Source organism: Roseateles sp. NT4, assembly GCF_051857475.1.
Classification (GTDB): domain Bacteria; phylum Pseudomonadota; class Gammaproteobacteria; order Burkholderiales; family Burkholderiaceae_C; genus Pelomonas.
In genome coordinates this window covers 1594963-1613004 of the sequence record NZ_JBPZGZ010000001.1, presented here as the reverse complement: position 1 = coordinate 1613004, position 18042 = coordinate 1594963, and the positions used below count along the sequence as shown (strand labels likewise).

At 69.3% G+C, this 18042-nt stretch carries 16 protein-coding genes; 10 read left to right on the top strand and 6 right to left on the bottom strand.

Going from position 1 to position 18042, the window contains the following annotated elements; genetic code table 11:
- The first annotated feature begins 136 nt into the window (after positions 1 to 136).
- The gene (locus ACS5PN_RS07530; RefSeq protein WP_439463304.1) at positions 137 to 3277 is read left to right on the top strand and encodes a two-component regulator propeller domain-containing protein; all 3141 of its coding nucleotides are present in this window, start codon (positions 137 to 139) and stop codon (positions 3275 to 3277) included.
- Here the strand turns inward: ACS5PN_RS07530 and ACS5PN_RS07525 are convergent.
- Both ACS5PN_RS07525 and ACS5PN_RS07520 read right to left on the bottom strand, forming a co-directional pair.
- Positions 3274 to 4347 carry an SRPBCC family protein gene (locus tag ACS5PN_RS07525; RefSeq protein ID WP_439463303.1) on the bottom strand — a complete coding sequence of 358 codons (1074 nt, stop codon included), beginning with the start codon at positions 4345 to 4347 and terminating at the stop codon, positions 3274 to 3276. The two genes, ACS5PN_RS07530 and ACS5PN_RS07525, sit on opposite strands and share 4 nt — an antisense overlap.
- A 19-nt stretch (positions 4348 to 4366) precedes the next feature.
- Positions 4367 to 5209: an AraC family transcriptional regulator gene (locus tag ACS5PN_RS07520; protein WP_439463302.1), complete on the bottom strand. Its 843-nt coding sequence runs from the start codon at positions 5207 to 5209 to the stop codon at positions 4367 to 4369.
- 78 nt (positions 5210 to 5287) lie between these two features.
- On the opposite strand from ACS5PN_RS07520, the gene ACS5PN_RS07515 reads away from it, so the two are divergent.
- The 9 genes from ACS5PN_RS07515 (at position 5288) to ACS5PN_RS07475 (ending at position 12403) form a co-directional block, all read left to right on the top strand.
- Positions 5288 to 6547 carry an MFS transporter gene (locus ACS5PN_RS07515; RefSeq protein WP_439463301.1) on the top strand — a complete coding sequence of 420 codons (1260 nt, stop codon included), beginning with the start codon at positions 5288 to 5290 and terminating at the stop codon, positions 6545 to 6547.
- 6 nt (positions 6548 to 6553) lie between these two features.
- Positions 6554 to 7189 (top strand): LysE family translocator, encoded by a 636-nt coding sequence (locus tag ACS5PN_RS07510; protein ID WP_439463300.1) that lies wholly within the window; start codon positions 6554 to 6556, stop codon positions 7187 to 7189.
- 8 nt (positions 7190 to 7197) lie between these two features.
- Entirely contained in the window at positions 7198 to 7653 is a 456-nt protein-coding gene (locus ACS5PN_RS07505; protein ID WP_439463299.1) for a group II truncated hemoglobin, read from the top strand.
- 45 nt (positions 7654 to 7698) lie between these two features.
- A complete protein-coding gene (locus ACS5PN_RS07500) occupies positions 7699 to 8106 on the top strand; it encodes a hypothetical protein (protein ID WP_439463298.1) in 408 nt (135 codons plus the stop codon).
- 36 nt (positions 8107 to 8142) lie between these two features.
- Complete coding sequence (locus ACS5PN_RS07495; protein WP_439463297.1) at positions 8143 to 8634, top strand: hypothetical protein; 492 nt, start codon at positions 8143 to 8145, stop codon at positions 8632 to 8634.
- A 19-nt stretch (positions 8635 to 8653) separates the two neighbouring features.
- Positions 8654 to 9070: an NAD(+)--rifampin ADP-ribosyltransferase gene (gene arr, locus ACS5PN_RS07490; RefSeq protein WP_439463296.1), complete on the top strand. Its 417-nt coding sequence runs from the start codon at positions 8654 to 8656 to the stop codon at positions 9068 to 9070.
- A 65-nt stretch (positions 9071 to 9135) separates the two neighbouring features.
- Positions 9136 to 10848 (top strand): thiamine pyrophosphate-binding protein, encoded by a 1713-nt coding sequence (locus ACS5PN_RS07485; RefSeq protein WP_439463295.1) that lies wholly within the window; start codon positions 9136 to 9138, stop codon positions 10846 to 10848.
- Positions 10841 to 11065 carry an RNA-binding S4 domain-containing protein gene (locus ACS5PN_RS07480; RefSeq protein ID WP_439463294.1) on the top strand — a complete coding sequence of 75 codons (225 nt, stop codon included), beginning with the start codon at positions 10841 to 10843 and terminating at the stop codon, positions 11063 to 11065. Before ACS5PN_RS07485 ends, ACS5PN_RS07480 begins: the two co-directional genes overlap by 8 nt.
- 42 nt (positions 11066 to 11107) lie before the next feature.
- Positions 11108 to 12403, top strand: coding sequence for an amidohydrolase family protein (locus ACS5PN_RS07475; RefSeq protein ID WP_439463293.1), 1296 nt, complete (start codon positions 11108 to 11110; stop codon positions 12401 to 12403).
- Here the strand turns inward: ACS5PN_RS07475 and ACS5PN_RS07470 are convergent.
- The 4 genes from ACS5PN_RS07470 to mfd are packed head-to-tail and all read right to left on the bottom strand — an operon-like array spanning position 12394 to position 17944.
- On the bottom strand, positions 12394 to 13122 hold the full coding sequence (locus tag ACS5PN_RS07470; protein WP_439463292.1) for a substrate-binding periplasmic protein: 729 nt from the start codon (positions 13120 to 13122) through the stop codon (positions 12394 to 12396). The genes ACS5PN_RS07475 and ACS5PN_RS07470 overlap by 10 nt on opposite strands.
- Positions 13119 to 13829, bottom strand: coding sequence for a phosphoserine phosphatase SerB (serB, locus tag ACS5PN_RS07465; protein ID WP_439463291.1), 711 nt, complete (start codon positions 13827 to 13829; stop codon positions 13119 to 13121). The genes ACS5PN_RS07470 and serB overlap by 4 nt, the downstream gene beginning before the upstream one ends.
- A 48-nt stretch (positions 13830 to 13877) precedes the next feature.
- Positions 13878 to 14426, bottom strand: a complete 549-nt coding sequence (locus ACS5PN_RS07460) for a PEP-CTERM sorting domain-containing protein (RefSeq protein WP_439463290.1) — start codon at positions 14424 to 14426, stop codon at positions 13878 to 13880.
- A 59-nt stretch (positions 14427 to 14485) separates the two neighbouring features.
- Entirely contained in the window at positions 14486 to 17944 is a 3459-nt protein-coding gene (gene mfd, locus ACS5PN_RS07455) for a transcription-repair coupling factor (protein ID WP_439463289.1), read from the bottom strand.
- Between the last annotated feature and the right edge of the window lie 98 nt (positions 17945 to 18042).

Below are 18042 nucleotides of genomic sequence, written 5' to 3'. Positions count from 1 at the left end.
GGTCGAAACAAAAATATTTTGCAGCGCGATACTCGCGCACCGCCCGAAAGAGGCGGGGTCGTTGGGAGAGAGTCGCTTGCCGAGAGCCTGGCTTGCCCGGCCCGCCGCGTGGCTGGCCGGCCCTTTACTGCTGCTTTTGCTGCCCTTGCTGGCCCTGGCCCAGACACGGCCGGGCCTGGTGGGCTTTCAGCGCATCGCCATGCCTGACGATGTGCCGGCCCACCTCGCCACGGCCATGGCCCAGGACGCCCAGGGTTTCCTGTGGATAGGCACCCAGGACGGCCTGGTGCGCCATGACGGCTACGGCTTCAAGGTCTACCGGCCGCGGCCGGGCGACGCGACCAGCCTGTCGGGCAGCTATGTGCGGGCCCTGCACGTCGCGCGTGACGGCCGGCTGTGGGTGGGCAGCATCAGCGGCGGCGTGAGCGTCTTTGACCCGCGCACCGAGGGCTTCAGGCAGTACCGCCACCGTGACGGCGACGAGAGCAGCCTGGCGCACGACCGCGTCGAGTCCGTCGCCGAGGATCGCGACGGCGGGCTGTGGATCGCCACCGACAACGGTCTGGATAGGCTGGACCCGGCCAGCGGCGCCATCCGCCACCACCGTCACGACGCGGCGCGCGCCAACAGCCTGGCGCATGACCAGTTGCGCGCGCTGCTGATCGACCGCGCCGGCCGGCTCTGGGTGGGCGGGCGGGGCGGCCTGCAGCAATGGCGGGGCGAGGCCGAGGGCTTTGTCGCCGTGGCGAAGGATGAACTCGCGGGCCAGCATGTGACGCGGTTGCTGGAGGACAGCCAGGGCCGCATCTGGATAGGCACGGCGGCGCATGGTCTCGCCGTGCTGGACCCGGCAGGGCCTGCCGTGCTGAAGCGCTGGCCGCCAGGGCAGGGCGGCGAGGCGCTGAGCCACTACTGGGTCTATGGACTCGCCGAGGGCGCGGGCGGTGAGATCTGGGTGGCGACCTTCGGCGGCGGCGTCGACGTCATCGACGGCAGCTCGCTGCGCATCGTCGACCGCCTGCGCCATGACGCCGGCCAGCCCGCCACCATTGGCAACGACCGCGTCGGCGCCGTGCTGGCCGACCGCTCCGGTCTGATGTGGGTGGGCAGCTGGGGCGGTGGCCTGGCCCGCCATGACCCCGCCACGCGCGCCTGGCTGAAGCTGCGCCACCGCGCCGGCGATGCCGACGGCCCCAGCCACCCGGCCATCGTGCGCGCCCGCGAGATGACCGATGGCCGGCTCTGGCTGGGCACCAATGGCAATGGCGTGGACATCCTCGATGCAGCGGGTCATCTCATCGACGGCCTGCGGCCGGAACCGAAGAAGCCTGATGCCCTGGCCGACGGCTCGGTGACCTGTCTGGCCCAGGGGCCGGACGGCAGTGCCTGGGTGGCGACACTCGATGGCAGCCTGCACCGCCAGCGACCAGGCCGCCGCGGCTTCGAGCGCATCACCACCGCCCAGGGCCTGCCCGGTGGGCCCATCCGCACCATGGTCTTCGACGCCGCCGGCGCGCTGTGGACCGGATCGCTGAGTGGCCTCGCGCGCATCGCCACCGACGGCACGGTCACCGCCTTCCGCCACGACCCGGCCGATGCGACGACGCTGGCTGGCCGGGCCGTCGAGTCCCTGGCCTTTGCGTCCGACGGCAAGCTCTGGGTCGGCTCCGACAACGGCCTCAGCCTGTTCGACCCCGCCACGGCCCAGGCCCGGCGCATTGCGCGTGACCCGGCCCGCGCCGACGCCCTGCCCAACAACTGGGTGCCCGACCTGCTGGTCGCCCGCGATGGCCGCCTGTGGGTCGCGACGCCCGATGGCGTGGCCATCCTCAAATCCTTCGATGGAGGGGTCGCCCGTTTCGACGTGCTGAGCCGCCGCTTGGATCTGCCCAGCAGCCCGGCCGAGTCGCTGGTCGAGGACGCTGAAGGCCAGGTCTGGCTGGGCAGCCGGGTGCGCATCGACCCCAAGACCTGGCGCGTGCAGCGCTTCGATGCGGCCGAGGGCAACGAGTTCCGCAGCCTCTTCATCGCCAGCCGCGCGATGACGCATGACGGCCGCCTGCTGTTCGGTTCGCCCGAAGGCCTGCTCATCGTGCAGCCGCGCGACATCCAGCCCTGGACCTATGCGCCGCCGCTGCGGGCCACGGCCATCAGCGTCGATGGCGAGACCTTGCCGGCCGACCGCCAGGCGCTGACGCTGCAGCCCGGCCAGCGCAGCCTGCGCGTCGAGTTCGCGGCCCTGGACCTGACCGCGCCGCAGAAGCTGCGCTACCGCTACCGGCTGGAAGGCTTTGACCGCGACTGGAACGCGGCCGCGGCCGACCAGCGCCTGGCCGCCTACACCGGCCTGCCGCCGGGCCGCTACCAGCTGCTGGTGCAGGGCAGCAACCGTGCCGGACGGTGGAGCGAGCCGCCCCTGTCGCTCGCTGTTCAGGTCATGCCGGCCTTGCACCAGACCTGGTGGTTTCGCGCCGCCATTGCACTGCTGGCGCTGCTGCTCATCGTCGCGGTCTTCCGGCTGCGCCTGCGCGCGCTGCGCCGCCGCGGTGCCGAGCTGGAGCGGGTCGTGGCCGAACGCACGGCCGACCTGCAGGCGGCCTACCAGCGCATCGAGCAGGCCAGCCTGACCGACCCCTTGACCGGCCTGCACAACCGCCGCTTCCTGGAGCAGACCCTGCCGGCCGACCTGGAGCTGGCGGCACGTCGCCACACCGCCGGCCACCCGGTGCCGCCGGACTCCGACCATGTGCTGTTGATGCTGGACCTGGATCACTTCAAGTCCGTCAACGACACCCATGGCCATGCGGCCGGCGACGCCGTCCTCGTGCAGACGGCCGAAGTGCTGCGCCAGGCCTTGCGCGCCTCGGACTATGTGGTGCGCTGGGGCGGCGAGGAGTTCCTCGTCGTTGCGCGTTTCGTCGAGCGCGCCTCGGCGCCCCAGTTGGCCGAGAAGATCCGCATGGCCATCGCGGCCCACGAGTTCCGGCTGCCCGATGGCAGCCCGCAGCACAAGACGGTGTCCATCGGCTTCGCCTGCTTCCCCTTTGCCGCAGGCGGCCCGGGCGCGTCGGCCCTGGACAGCCTGCAGCACCTGGCCGACCTGGCGCTGTACGCGGCCAAGCGCAGCTGGCGCGATGCCTGGGTGGGGGTGGAGCTGGTGGGCGAAGACGTGGTGGCGGCGCTGCGCGAGAGCTTTGCCAGCCCGGCCGCGGCCGAGCAGGCGGGGTGGCTGCGCGTATCGGCGTCCACACGCGATACACCGTTGCGCTGGCGCTAGCCGCGTTCGGCGCGCCGCTTGTAGAACTTCAGGATGGCTTCGGCGGTGTCGGCCACCAGCCAGTTCGCCCACCAGCCGGCATACCAGTTGAAGTGGGTGGAGACATGGGTATTGACCGTGATGGTCAGCCGCGTCCCGCCAGCTTCGGGCGTCAGCGCATAGGCGGTGTCGTCAAGGCTGAAATAGCGGCCGCCGATGACGACATGGTCATCCAGCGAGCCGGGCGGGAAGGAGTCCGGCGCGAAGTCGTAGCGCCAGGCGATGTAGCGGTTCGGCTGCCAGTCGGTGATGATCTCGTTGAAGCGCACGCCGCGCTGCCAGACCAGGGCCCGCTGGCCGCCGATGCGGCCTTGCAGGGTGCGCGCCTCGACGGGGAAGGGCACGCCCATGCGGTAGGCGATGCCGTCCTTCAGTTCGGCCGGATCGATGTCCAGCGGGAAGTTGATGTGCTGCCAGACGGTTTCGGCCGGTGCCTGGATGAGCACGCTGCGCACGATGTGCTGGCCGTCGGTGGGTTCATCCAGGCCGGCTTCGACCGAGCCCAGTGCCAGGGGCAGCAGCAGTGCGACCGACAGCAGCTTGGGGCCCTGGTCCTTGCTGAAGGCCGAGGCCAGCGCGCCGACGAGAGCTCCCAGCACGGCGAGGATGAGCAGCAGCGGCAGGGCCATGAGGATGCAGATGCTGCCCTCGCGCAGCAGGGCGCCGCCCGCGAAGACGAAGAGGCCGGTCGATAGCCAGGACAGCAGTCCCGCGCCGGCCAGTCCGGCTCGCTTGCGCCGCGTCGCCAGGAAGCTGACCAGAAAGCCGATGGCCAGCGGCACGCCGAACAGGAAGGACCACAGCATCAGTCCGCTGCTCTGGGCCGCTTCCCGGCTCAGCAGGCCGCTGAAGAGCCTGTGCATGGCGACGCCGTAGACGGCACCTGCCACGACGAAGGGCATGTAGGCCAGCAGCGTGAAGAACCAGTGCCTCGAGCCGCGCTTGTCGACCTTGACCACCCGCGGCTCGGGTTCCGCGGGCCGCATGGGCGGCTGGGTGTCGTTGAAATCGGGGCGCGGCGTGTCGGGCATGGCCGGGATTGTCCGGCGCTCAGGCTTCAGCAAAGAACCGGCTTGGCGGCATGCCCACCGTGCGCGTCACCATGGCCGTGAAGGCGCTGGCGCTGGCATAGCCCAGCTCGGCCGCGATATGGCTCATGGGCCGGCCGCGGGCCGCCAGGGTCAGCGCATGGGCCAGCAGCAGCTGCGAGCGCCACTGCGCGAAGCTGGTGCCCAGCTGCTCGCGGAACAGGCGGCTCAGGGTGCGCGGGCTGGCGCCTGCCTCGGTAGCCCATTCGTCCAGGCCGGCGTGGCGACCGGGTTCGCGCAGCATGGCCTCGCAGAGCCGGCGCAGGCGGCCGTCCTGGGGCAGGGCGACGCCCAGGGCCAGCGGGCGGGCGCGTTGCAGCTCCATCAGCACCAGGCTCTCGATGCCGCGGCGTCTCTCGACGTCATCCGCGCTCTCCGGTGGGGCTGGGTCCGGCACGGCGGGCAGGGCCAGCACCAGCTCGCGCAGCAGCGGCGACACCTCCAGCACCCGGCCGACGCTCCAGGCCTCGCCGGCCAGCAGTTCAGGGTTGAGATAGAGGGTGTGCAGCTCGGCCTGCTCGATGGCCGTCACCGCATGCACGAGGCCAGGCGGGATCCAGACGGCACGCGATGGCGGCACGATATAGGTGGCCGACGCGGCCGGCCAGGCTGCCATTCCGGTGCCTTCGGTGTTGACGCGCACCGCCCCCGTCATCGAGAAGACGAGCTGGGCCCAGTCGTGGCGGTGAGGCTGGATGTCGGCCAGATGCTCCAGCAGGCGCGACTTGGCGCGCAGCGGCCGCTCGGCCGTCGGTGCGAAGAGCTCGGGCGAGAAGGCGGGAAAGCTGCGGCGGTTGGAGGACATGGCGGTGGTGGCCGGATTTCGACAGAACTTGACGAACCATCGTAACCAGGCCGCAGCCTGCCTGCCTAGAGTGGGGGCATGAGTTCCGCCATCGCCTCTTCCATAGACGCCGGCCTGCAGCGCCGGCGCGACGTCACGACGATCTCGACCATCGGCGTCGCCCACGGCACTTCGCATTTCTTCCACATGCTGCTGCCGCCGCTGTTCCCGGCCTTCATCCAGGCTTTCGGCCTGAGCTACTCGGAACTGGGCCTGCTGGTGACGACCTTCTTCGTCATCTCCGGCGCCGGCCAGGCGCTGTCGGGCTTCATCGTCGACCGCATCGGTGCCCGGCCGGTGCTGTTCGCGGCGATGGCGAGCTTCTTCCTGGCTTCCATCGCGGCCGGCCTGGCCCAGGGCTTTGGCGGGCTGATGCTGGCGGCGGCGCTGGCCGGCGTCGGCAATGCGCCTTTCCACCCGGCCGACTTCACCATCCTGAACAAGCGCGTCTCGCAGCCGCGCCTGGGCCATGCCTTCTCGGTGCACGGCATCAGCGGCAACCTGGGCTGGGCCTTCGCGCCGGTGTTCTCCATCGGCATCGCCGAGGCCACCGGCAACTGGCGCTTCGCCTATCTCGGCACGGCCCTGGTCGCGCTGACCGTCATGGGCCTGCTGTTCTGGCAACGCTCGGCAATAGACGACCGCCAGGGTTCCTGGGGCCATGCCAAGCCCGAGGCTGGCGCCAAGGTCGAGCACCCCATGGCCTTCCTGAAGCTGCCCTCGGTCTGGTTGTGCTTCTCCTTCTTCTTCTGGAGCACGGCGGCCCTGTCGGCCATCCAGAGCTTTGCCAGCCCGGCCCTGCATCAGATGTATGGCCTGCCGCTGGCGCTGACGGCCTATGTCGTCACCGGCTACATGCTGGCCGGCGCGGCCGGCATGGTCTGCGGCGGCTTCCTGGTGGCCAAGGCGGAGCGGCTGGAACGCACCATCGCGCTGGCATTGGCCCTGGCGGCGGCCCTGCTGCTGCTGACTGCCACCGGCTGGTTGCCCGGCCCCTTGGCGGCTGCGGTGGCGGCGTTGGCCGGCTTCGGCACGGGGCTGGCCGGCCCGTCGCGCGACATGCTCATCAAGCGCGCCTCGCCGCCGGGGGCGACGGGCCGCGTCTACGGCACCGTCTACTCAGGCCTGGACATCGGCTTTGCCTTGGCCGCGCCGGTCTTCGGCGCCATCCTCGACCACGGCATGCCGCGCGGCGTGTTCGCCGGCTCGGCCGCGGCCCTGCTGATGGGCGTCGCGTCGGCCGGTCTGGTCGGCATGGGCCTGGCGCGGCGGCGCGCCCTGGCGACGGCTGCTGCCTGACATCCCATGCCCTCGGCGCCGCACTTTTTCGTGTTCGCGGCGGCGGCCCTGCTGATGGCCGCGACGCCGGGGCCGAACATGGTCTATCTGATCTCGCGCTCCATCTGCCAGGGGCGCACGGCGGGCGTCATGTCCTGGTGCGGCGTCGTGCTGGGCTTCACGGTGCACATGGTCTGCGCGGCCGTCGGTCTGACGGCCCTCTTCCTGGCCGTGCCGCTGGGCTATGAGCTGCTGAAGTTCGCAGGTGCCCTCTATCTGCTGTGGATGGCCTGGCAGGCGGTGCGCCCCGGCGCTCGCTCACCCTTCGAGCCGCGCACCTTGCCAACCGAGCGGCCGCGCAAGCTCTTCACCATGGGCCTGCTGACCAGCATCCTCAACCCCAAGGTGGCCATCTTCTATCTGTCGGTGCTGCCCCAGTTCATCTCGCCCGAGGCCGGGTCGGTGCTGGCGCAGAGCCTGGTGCTGGGCACGACCCAGGTCTGCATCGGCTCATCGGTCAATCTGCTGGTGGCCCTGTGCGCCGCGCGCGTCGCACTCTGGTTCTCGCGCAACCGCTTCTGGCTGGCGCTGCAGCGCTACGCGATGGGCCTGGTGCTGGGGGCTTTGGCTGTCAAACTGCTGGGACAGCAACGCAGCGCCTGAGGTTTCCCATGCGACAAGACAGCCTGTTCGATGCCCTGGGCGGCCAGGATGCCGTGCTACGCCTGGCCCAGGCCTGGCATGCGCGGGTATTGGCCGACGAGATCGTTGCCCACGCCTTCAGCCACGGCTTTCATCCCCGGCACACCGAGAGACTGGCGGCCTACTGGGCCGAGGCCTGGGGCGGCCCGGCGCTGTACAGCGGGCAGCTGGGCAGCCACTCTGCTGTCGTGCGCAGCCACAGCGGCAATGGCCCGCATGAGGAGATGGACCGCCGCGCCATCGCCTGCTTCGACGCGGCGCTGGCCGACATCGGTGTGGCGGATGCGGAGCTGCGGCAGGTGCTGCATGACTACTTTGCCTGGGCCACGACCCAGGCCATGGCCGCCTACCCGAGCCGCGGCCAGGCGGTGCCCGATGACCTGGCCCTGCCGCGTTGGTCCTGGCAGGGCTTGATGAAGGCGTAGCGGGCGCGCCGCTACAGTGACGCATCAACTGTTCCGCCTGCCCTCATGTCGATTCGTGGTCTTGTCATTGGCTTGCTCGTGGTGGCCGCCCTCGGCCTGGTCTGGCAACAGCGCGAGCCGCTGCAGGCCTGGCTGGGCCCATCGGCCAGCAAGGTCCAGACGCTGGCGGAGTCTTCGAGCCCGGCGGGAGATGCCGGCAAGGCCAGGCCGGGCGGGCTGCGCAAATGCGTCAAGGGCCAGGAGATTTCCTACACGAATGCCGAATGCCCGGCCGGCCACCGCGACCAGGCGGTGACGGCGGGCACCGTCACGGTGGTCCAGGCCACGCCCGTCCCCAAGCCTGCCGATGCCAGCAGTGGGCCGTCGGCGCTGCACAAGGCGTTGGGGCTCACGCCCGACGACAAGCTCAAGGACAAGATCACGGAGCGTGCCATCGAAGGGGCGACGAGGTGACGGTTGTGGTCGCCAAGCCCTGAGGCTAGCCCGGCGATGACGAACGCGGCCCCTTTGAACGAAGGCAACGTCCATGGCTTTGCGAGCTCCATCTATGGCGGCTTGTCCATCGCCGCAGTCCTCGCTGCCCGGCAGCTTGAAATCCTCTGGAGCTCGCGGGGCGGGCATGTGCTTGAGCTGGCAGAGAAGCTCGGCATTCTTCAAGAGCCTTGGGTGACACCAGAGATGAGCAACGTCACACTGCTCACCATCACCGACGGCTGGATCATTGCCGCGCTACGGTTCTTCGCCGCCTACCTGGCCGTGCTTGCATTCGCATTCGCGCTTTGGGCGGAACATCGGGAGGAGGACTCGCTCTATCTGGGCGTCGGCTTCCTTTGCGGCGGCATGACGCTTTTCCTGCTCCAACCGATGGCGGGCGCCCTGGTTGCTGTCGTTGGCACAGGCGTGATCCTTGAAATGCGGCGCCGTCTCGGCATGACCCGGGACAAGGTCTTCGATCGGGCCGCCGATCGGGAGATGCGTTGACCACTACTCGAACACCCAGATGAACAGCACAGACGACTTGACCCCGCCCCCGTACTACCACGGCACCAAGGCCGACCTGAAGGTGGGTGACCTGATCCAGGCTGGCTACACCTCCAACTACGGAACCCGGCGCAAGGCCAACCACGTCTACCTGAGCGCGACGCTGGAGGCGGCGATCTGGGGGGCAGAGCTGGCGATGGGCGATGGCCCCGGCCGCATCTACATCGTGCAACCCACCGGAGCGATCGCCGACGATCCCAACGTCACCGACAAGAAGTTTCCCGGCAACCCGACCAAGTCCTACCGCTCGCGAGAGCCGCTGCGGGTGACGGGCGAAGTCACCGACTGGCAAGGCCATTCGGCCGAGCAGCTGTCGGTGATGAAAGCGCATGTCGAACGCATGCGGCAGCTGGGTATCGAGGCTGTCGACGACTGAGCAACCCCTGTGTTCGTGGGCCGACACGGGCGATGAAGACCCGCGACCCCAGCTAAAGTGTCAACATGACTAGACAAGCTGCCTCCCCCCGTCTCGCCGGCCATGTGCTGGTCGAGGCGTTGATCGCCCAGGGCGTGACCGATGCCTTCGGCGTGCCTGGCGAGTCCTATCTCGCCGTGCTCGATGGCTTCCATGAATATGCCGACAAGATCCGCTTCGTCGCTTGTCGCCAGGAAGGCGGCGCGGCCTTCATGGCCGAGGCCCAGGGCAAGCTGACTGGCAAGCCGGGCATCTGCTTTGTCACGCGCGGCCCCGGCGCGACCAATGCCAGCATCGGCCTGCACACGGCCTTCCAGGATTCGACGCCGATGATCCTCTTCATCGGCCAGGTCGCCAGCGATCAGCGCGACCGCGAGGCCTTCCAGGAGGTGGACTACCGCCAGATGTTCGGCCCCGGCACCCTGGGCATGGCCAAGTGGGTGGGCGAGGTGCATGACGCCGAGCGCCTGCCCGAATACGTGGCCCGCGCCTTCCACACGGCCATGCAGGGCCGGCCCGGCCCGGTCGTGCTGGTGCTGCCCGAGGACATGCTGACCCAGCCGATCGCGGCGCCCGTCGTGGCGCCCGCCCGGCCCGCCGAGGCGGCGCCCACGCCGGCTGCGCTGGCCGAACTGCGCGAGCGTCTGGCGGCCGCCCAGAAGCCTCTCGTCATCGTCGGTGGTGGCGGCTGGACGCCTGAATCGACGGCGGCCCTGCAGCGCTTTGCCGAGAGCTGGAAGCTGCCAGTCGGCTGCGCCTTCCGCTTCCAGGACCTGTTCGACAACGTCCATCCGAACTACGCCGGCGACGTCGGCATCGGCATCAATCCCAAGCTGGCCGCGCGGGTCAAAGAAGCCGACCTCATCCTCGCCGTCGGCCCGCGCCTGGGCGAGATGACGACCGGCGGCTACACGCTGCTGCAGGCGCCGCGCCCGACGCAAGGCCTGATCCACATCCATGCCGGTGCCGAAGAGCTGGGCCGCGTCTACACGGGCGAGCTGCTGATCAACGCCAGCATGAGCCAGGCCGCCCCGGCCCTGGCCGCGCTGACGCCGCCGGCCGACGTCGCCTGGGGCGATTGGACGGCGGCCGCCAACGCCGACTACCGCGGCAACCTCGTGCCGACGCCGGTGGCGCCGCTGGACATGGCCGAGGTCATCCACCTCATCGATGCCAAGCTGCCTGAGGGCACGATCTTCACGAATGGCGCCGGTAACTACAGCGGCTGGCTGCACCGCTTCCACCGCTACACGGGCCTGCACCGCTTCGGCAAGACGCAACTGGCGCCGACCTCGGGCGCGATGGGCTATGGCGTCCCCGCCGCGGTGGCTGCAGCGCTGCTGCAGGACCGCTGGGTCGTCAACATCGCCGGCGACGGCGACTTCCTGATGACGGGCCAGGAGCTGGCCACGGCCACCGGCTACGGCGCCAAGAAGCTGCTCGTTGTCGTCGTCGACAACGGCACCTACGGCACCATCCGCATGCACCAGGAGCGCGAGTACCCGGGCCGCGTGTCGGGCAGCGATCTCTTCAACCCCGACTTCGCCAAGTTCGCCGAGGCCTTTGGCTTCTCGGCCTTCTACGCCGAGAACACGGAGCAGGTCGGCCCGGCGCTGGATGCCGCCATCGCGGGCGGCAAGCCGGCCCTGCTGCATCTGCGCCTGTCCAGCGATGTGAGTACCTCGCGCAGCACGCTGACGGCCTTCCGCGAAGCCGCTCTGAAGGCCCGGCATGCTTGAGCTCACGCTGCGCGGCGAGTACATCGAGCTGGACAAGCTGCTCAAGGCCATGGGCCTGGTCGAGAGCGGCGGCCGCGCACGGATGCTGATCACGGCCGGCGAGGTCAAGGTCGACGGCCAGGTGGAGTTGCGCAAGACGGCCAAGATCCGCGCCGGCCAGACCGTGACTTTCGGGACAGACTCGGTCAGGGTCATCCAGGGGCCGGGCGGAGGCTGAGCCGGACGACACTCGCGGGCCTGTCCACTCGATGGTGCCGTCATGCGTCGCTTCGCCCTTGCCCTGCTGTTCGCTGCCTGCAACGCCGCCGTTGCCGCGTCGGGCGAAACGCTGATCCACGCCGGCCGCCTCGTCGACACCGAGGCGGGCCGGGTGCTGGAGCGCCAGTCCATCATCGTCTTCGGCGACAAGATCAGTGCGGTCAAGCCGGGCTACGTCGAGCCAGCCGACTACGACCGCCTCATCGACCTGAGGGACCGCACCGTCATGCCGGGGCTCATCGATGCCCATGTGCACATCAGCCACGAGAGCAACCCGGGTGCCTACGCCGAGCGCTTCTTCCAGAACCCGGCCGACGCGGCCTTGCACGCCACCGTCTATCTGCGCCGCATCCTCGATGCCGGCTTCACGACCGTGCGCGACCTGGGCGCGCCCGATGGCCTGGCCATCAGCCTGCGTGACGCGACGGCCAAGGGCTGGATCACCGGCCCGCGCATCTATGCCGCCGGCAAGGCCATCGGCACGACGGGCGGCCATGCCGACCCCACCAACGGCCTGAACAACCAGCTGCGCGGCGACCCCGGGCCGGCCGAGGGCGTCATCAACGGCCCCGACGAGGCGCGCAAGGCCGTGCGCCAGCGCTACAAGGAAGGCGCCGACCTCATCAAGCTGACCGGCACCGGCGGCGTGCTGAGCCTGGCCACCAACGGCATCAACCCGCAGTTCACCGACGCCGAGCTGAAGGCCGTCGTCGAGACGGCACGCGACTATGGCTTTGCCGTCGCCGTGCACGCCCACGGCAAGGAGGGCATGCTGCGCGCCATCCGCGCCGGCGTGGACTCCATCGAGCACGGCTCCTACCTCGACGACGAGGTCGTGGCGGCGATGAAGCAGCATGGCACCTGGCTGGTGCCGACGCTGTCGGCCGGCCGCTTCGCCAGCGAGAAGGCCCAGCAGCCCGGCTATTTCCCCGAGGTCGTGCGCCTCAAGGCCATCAGTGTCGGCATCCTGGTGCAGCAGGCGCTGGCCCGGGCCTGGAAGGGCGGCGTCAAGATCGCCTTCGGCACGGACTCCGGCGTCGGCCCGCATGGCGCCAACGCCAAGGAGTTCGGCTATCTCGTCGACGCGGGCATGCCGGCCATGGCGGCTCTCCAGTCGGCCACCATCAACGCGGCGAGGCTGCTGCGCCAGGAAGGCCAGCTCGGTGCCATCACGCCGGGGCGCTGGGCCGACATCGTCGCGGTCAAGGGCGACCCGCTGGCCGACATCCGGCTGATGGAGAAGGTCGACTTCGTCATGAAGGCCGGGCGCGTCGTCCCGGCGGCGGATCAGCGGTAGCGCGCCAGCACGCGCTGCACGCTGCCGTCAGTGACGAGGCGGTCCAGCACCGCGGCCACCTCGGGGAAGGGCACGCCGGAATGCGGCGAGAAGGCACAGCGGGCGTCGAACTGGTTGATGACCCAGGCGATGCGCACTTGGGCCTTGGTCTGCTCGCGCAGGAAGAACTGCAGCGAGGTTTTCTCCACCAGCGCATAGCGCAGCCTGCCGGCGGCGAGGCGATTCAGGTTGGCAGTCATGCTCGGCACGTCAGAGCGCTTGAGCCCTTTGCCCAGCACCTGCTCGGCCAGCGGATAGCTGTAGCCCTGCACCGTCCCCAGGGGCTGGCCGGCGAGTTGCTGCAGGCTCGTGAGGGCCGGCGCATCGACATGCGAGGCGACCAGGCTGGCGTCGGGGATGAGGCCGCGCGTCCAGCGGAAATCGCCCTGCAGCCATTCCGGCAGCACGAAGCAGATGGCGTCGGCTTCACCGGCCAGCAGGGCGGCGCTGACACGCTTGCCCGCCATCGGCACGAAGACGGCCTGCCGATCCAGGCCGGTGGCGATCAGCTCGCCCAGGTCCTTGACGATGCCGCCGACGAGTTTGTCGCTGGCGTCGAACTGGGCGATGGGCAGGGCGTTGTTGGTGGCTGCGACAAAGCGCAGCGGCGGTGGCGGTGACTGCGCCGCCGCCGTGCCCGCAAGCACGGTGGCCAGCAGCAGCGCCGCCAGCCGCTTCACGGCCGGATCAACTCCAGCAGTCGATCCAGACCACCCTCGTTGATGGCGATGCGGGCCTGCTCGCGCACCTTGGGCTTGGCGTGATAGGCCACCGACAGGCCGGCCGCGCCCATCATGGGCAGGTCGTTGGCGCCATCGCCGACCGCCATGGCCTGGTCGGGGCGGCAGCCAATTGACTCGCAGCTCTGCAGCAGCATCAGGCGCTTTTGCTCGCCGTCGCAGATGTCACCCCAGTCCTGCATGACGACGCGGCCGGTGAGGGCGCCGTCGGCGATCTCGAGTTCGTTGCTGCGCACGAAGTCCATGCCCAGCTCGGCGGCGACAAAGCGGGTGAAGAAGGTGAAGCCGCCGGAGACGAGCACGAGCTTCAACCCGGCCGCCTTCAGCGCGGTGCAGAGTTCTCGCGCGCCGGGGTTGAAGTTCAACCGCTCGGCCAGCACGCGGTCCAACACCGTTGCCGGCACGCCGGCCAGGATGGCGAGGCGCCGGCGCAGGCTGTCCCTGAAGTCGGTGATCTCGCCGCGCATGGCGGCTTCGGTGATGGCGGCGACTTCCTGGCCCTTGCCGGCCAGCGCGGCGATCTCGTCGATGCACTCGATGCTGATCAGCGTCGAGTCCATGTCGAAGGCGGCGAGCTTGAAGTGGGACAGCGGCGGCAGCGCGGGGCCGTCGCGCAGGACGAGGCCTTCAGAAGCGGAGGAGGTCACGGAGTCGGGATGGAGCGGGCCAGCAATGCCCGCATTATCCCGATGCGCTCAGCGGCGGCGCCCGACAGCCAAAAGCGCCAGGCCGCCGAGCAGCAGGGCAGCGCTGGCCGGCTCGGGCACGGGCGCCGTCTGGATGTCGAGCTGGAAAGAGGCCTGGGGGCCGCTGACGCTCACCCCGCCCATGTAGACCTGCACGGTGTGGGCCGAGAAGCTGACGCGCGAAGCGTCCAGGCCGGTGACGCCGCTGCCCGTCAGCGTCACGCCGGTGATCACCGTGCCGGCGTCGAACAGCGACTGGAAGGTGAAGCCGTTGACCGGGATGCTGTTGAAGCTGCTGCCGGTGCCGCTGTAGTCGTAGCGGATGCTGCTGTTGCCGAAGTCCAGGCTCTGGGTCGGCGCCGTCAGCGCCTGGCAGATCTGGGCGGCGCCGGGGCAGCTCAGCTCGGTGCCCGCGCCGACGAGAACGCTGTCCAGCGTGTGGAAAACCTGGGCCCCGTTCTCGAAGTCATAGCGCACGTCCACCGTCGTGCCTGTCAGCCCGGCGGCGCTGGCCAGGGCGGGCAGCAGGAAGGCGAGGGCGAGGGCAAGCTTCTTCATGGCGGGGCTCCAGGCGACGGACGGCGCAGTCTAGGCAGCCGTCTCGTCGCCTGCCCTCCCTAGCTTGCCTTGAGGGGCTGGCCCAGCAGCCTCAGCACCTCGCGCACGGCCTGGGCGCGGTCCTGCGGGCTGGAGAGCTGCTTCTCCACGCGCAGCTTCTCGTTGCCCACCAGCTTGATGTTGCGGTTCTTCTGCACCAGCTCGATGACGCGCATCGGGTCGATGGGCGGGTTGGGGCGGAAGTTGATGTTGATGAGGGCCGGCGAGGCGTCGATCTTGCTGACGCCATAGGGCTTGGCCAGCACGCGCAGGCGGTGCAGGTCGAAGAGGTTCTGGCCCTGGTTGGGCAGCTTGCCGAAGCGGTCGGTCACCTCTTCCAGCATGGCGTCGATCTGCTCGTTCTTCTCGGCCGTGGCCAGGCGCTTGTAGAGGGACAGCCGCACCTGCACATCGCCGCAATAGGCATCCGGCAGCAAGGCCGGGGCATGCAGATTGATCTCGGTGGTGGCCGCAAACGGCGACAGCAGGTCGGGCTCGTGGCCGGCCTTGAGCGCGCGCACGGCCTCGCTCAGCATGTCGTTGTAGAGCTGGAAGCCCACCTCCATCATGTTGCCGCTCTGGTTGTCGCCCAGCACCTCGCCGGCGCCGCGGATCTCCAGGTCGTGCATGGCGAGGTAGAAGCCCGAGCCCAGTTCCTCCATGGCCTGGATGGCGTCCAGGCGCTGCGTGGCCTGCTTGGTCAGGCCCTGCATGTCGGGCACCATCAGATAGGCATAGGCCTGGTGGTGGGAGCGGCCGACGCGGCCGCGCAGCTGGTGCAGCTGGGCCAGGCCGAACTTGTCGGCGCGGGCAATGATGATGGTGTTGGCGCTGGGCACGTCGATGCCGGTCTCGATGATGGTCGAGCACAGCAGCAGGTTGTGCTTGCCGGCGACGAACTCGCGCATGACGCGCTCCAGCTCGCGCTCGGGCATCTGGCCGTGGGCGATGACGATGCGCGCCTCGGGCACCAGCTCTTCGAGCTTCTGGCGCCGGTTCTCGATGGTCTCGACCTCGTTGTGCAGGAAGTAGACCTGGCCGCCGCGCTTGAGTTCGCGCAGCACGGCCTCGCGGATGGTGCCGCTGCTCTCGGCGCGGACGAAGGTCTTGATGGCCAGGCGGCGCTGCGGCGCCGTGGCGATGACCGACAGGTCGCGCAGGCCTTCCAGCGCCATGCCCAGCGTGCGGGGAATGGGCGTGGCCGTCAGCGTCAGCACGTCGACCTCGGCACGCATGGCCTTCATGGCCTCCTTGTGGCGCACGCCAAAGCGGTGTTCTTCGTCGATGACGAGCAGGCCCAGGCGGTTGAACTTGACTTCGGCGGACAGCAGCTTGTGCGTGCCGACGACGATGTCCAGCGTGCCGTCGGCAATGCCCTCCATCGCCGCCTTGATCTCCTTGGCCGAGCGAAAGCGGCTCATCTCCGCGACCTTGATGGGCCAGGCGCCGAAGCGGTCGGAGATGTTCTGGTAATGCTGCTCGGCCAGCAGCGTCGTCGGCGCCAGGATGGCGACCTGCTTGCCACCCATCACGGCGACAAAGGCCGCACGCAGCGCCACCTCGGTCTTGCCGAAGCCCACGTCGCCGCAGACCAGGCGGTCCATGGGCTTGGGCGAAATCATGTCCTGGATGACGGCGTGGATGGCGGCGCGCTGGTCGGGCGTCTCCTCGAAGCCGAAGCTGGCGGCGAAGGCCTCGTAGTCGTGGCCGGAGTACCTGAACGCATGGCCTTCGCGGGCGGCGCGGCGGGCATACAGGTTCAGCAGCTCGGCCGCGGTGTCGCGCACCTGCTCGGCGGCCTTGCGCTTGGCCTTTTCCCACTGGCCCGAGCCCAGCTTGTGCAGCGGCGCTTCTTCCGGGCTCACGCCGGTGTAGCGGCCGATCAGGTGCAACTGCGCGACCGGCACATACAGCGTCGCCTTGTCGGCGTATTCCAGGTGCAGGAACTCGCTCTTCTGGCCATCGCCCAGGTCGATGTTGACCAGGCCCTGGTAGCGGCCGATGCCGTGGTTGATGTGCACGACGGGGTCGCCGACCTTGAGCTCGGACAGGTCCTTGATCAGCGCATTGACGTCGCTGACCTGCTCCTGCTTGCGGCGGCGCCGCGTGGTGGGCGTCGTCGCGAACAGCTCGGTCTCGGTGATGAGCTGCACGGGTCGCTGCCCGTCGACCCAGAAGAAGCCTTCCGCCAACGGCGCGGCGGTGATGGCATATTTTTCGTCGCCTTCCCAGAACTCGGCGAGGCTGGCCACCGAAGGCGGGTCGATCTTGCTGTCGCGCAACTGCTCCAGCAGGCTCTCGCGCCGGCCTTCGCTTTCGGCCAGCAGCAGCACGCGGTGCGGCGTGGCCTTCAGGTGGGATTCGAGGCGGGCCAAGGGCTCCTGGGCACCACGCTCGACGCTGACGTCGGGCAGCGGACGGGCGAAGTCCACCGGTTCGTTGCCGCGCACCGACAGCACGGCATGTGGCTTGGTCAGACCGAAGAAGTCCTCGGCCGTCAGGAAGATCTCCTGAGGCGGCAGCAGCGGCCGCTCGGGGTCGTGCTGCAGGAAGCGGTGCCTCTCCTTGGTGTCGGTCCAGAAGCGCTGGATGGCTTCATCGACCTCGCCATGCAGGGCCAGGCCCGCTTCAGCGCCGAGGTAATCGAAGACGCTGGCCGTCTGCTCGAAGAAGATGGGCAGGTAGTACTCGATGCCGCCCGAGGCGATGCCGTCGCCGATGTCGCGGTAGAGGCGCGACTTGGTCGGGTCGCCGTCCATCTTCTCGCGCCAGCGGTTGCGGAAGGCCTTGCGCGCCGCCTCGTCCATGGGGAACTCGCGGCCAGGCAGCAGGCGCACGTCGGGCACCGGGTAGAGGCTGCGCTGGCTGTCGGGGTCGAAGACGCGGATGGAGTCGACCTCGTCGCCGAACAGGTCGACGCGGTAGGGCACGGCCGAGCCCATGGGGAAGAGGTCGATGAGGCCGCCGCGCACAGCGTACTCGCCGGGCTGCACGACCTGGCTGACGTTGGTGTAGCCGGCCAGTGTCAGCTGGGAGCGCAGCGAGGCCTCGTCCAGGCGCTGCTTCTGCTTGAAGTTGAAGGTGGTGCCGGCCAGGAAGCTGGGCGGCGCCAGGCGTGTCAGTGCCGTCGATGCCGGCATCAACACGACGTCAATGCTTTTCGTTTTTTTGCTTTGCAGCAGCTCCCACAGCGTGGCCAGGCGCTCGGAGATCAGGTCCTGGTGGGGGCTGAAGCTGTCATAGGGCAGGGTTTCCCAGTCGGGGAAGACGGCGATCTTCAGCTCGGGGGCGAAGAACTTCAGCTCGTCTTCCAGGCGCTGGGTGTCGCCCGGCTCGGCCGTGAAGATGGCGGCCAGGCGCCCGGCGTCGCGCTGCTGCTGCACGAAGCGCGCGAGCAGCAGGGCATCGGCCGAGCCGACAGGGCGGGAATGGGTGAACTTCTTGCCGGGCTGGATTGCCGGCAGCGACGGGAGAGTCATGCGGACCTACAAACGACAACAGCCCCGAAGCGGGGCCTGGGGGAATTCTAGGGACACCATGGCCTTTGGCTTGTCAGCAGCCACCTCGCTAGCATCGC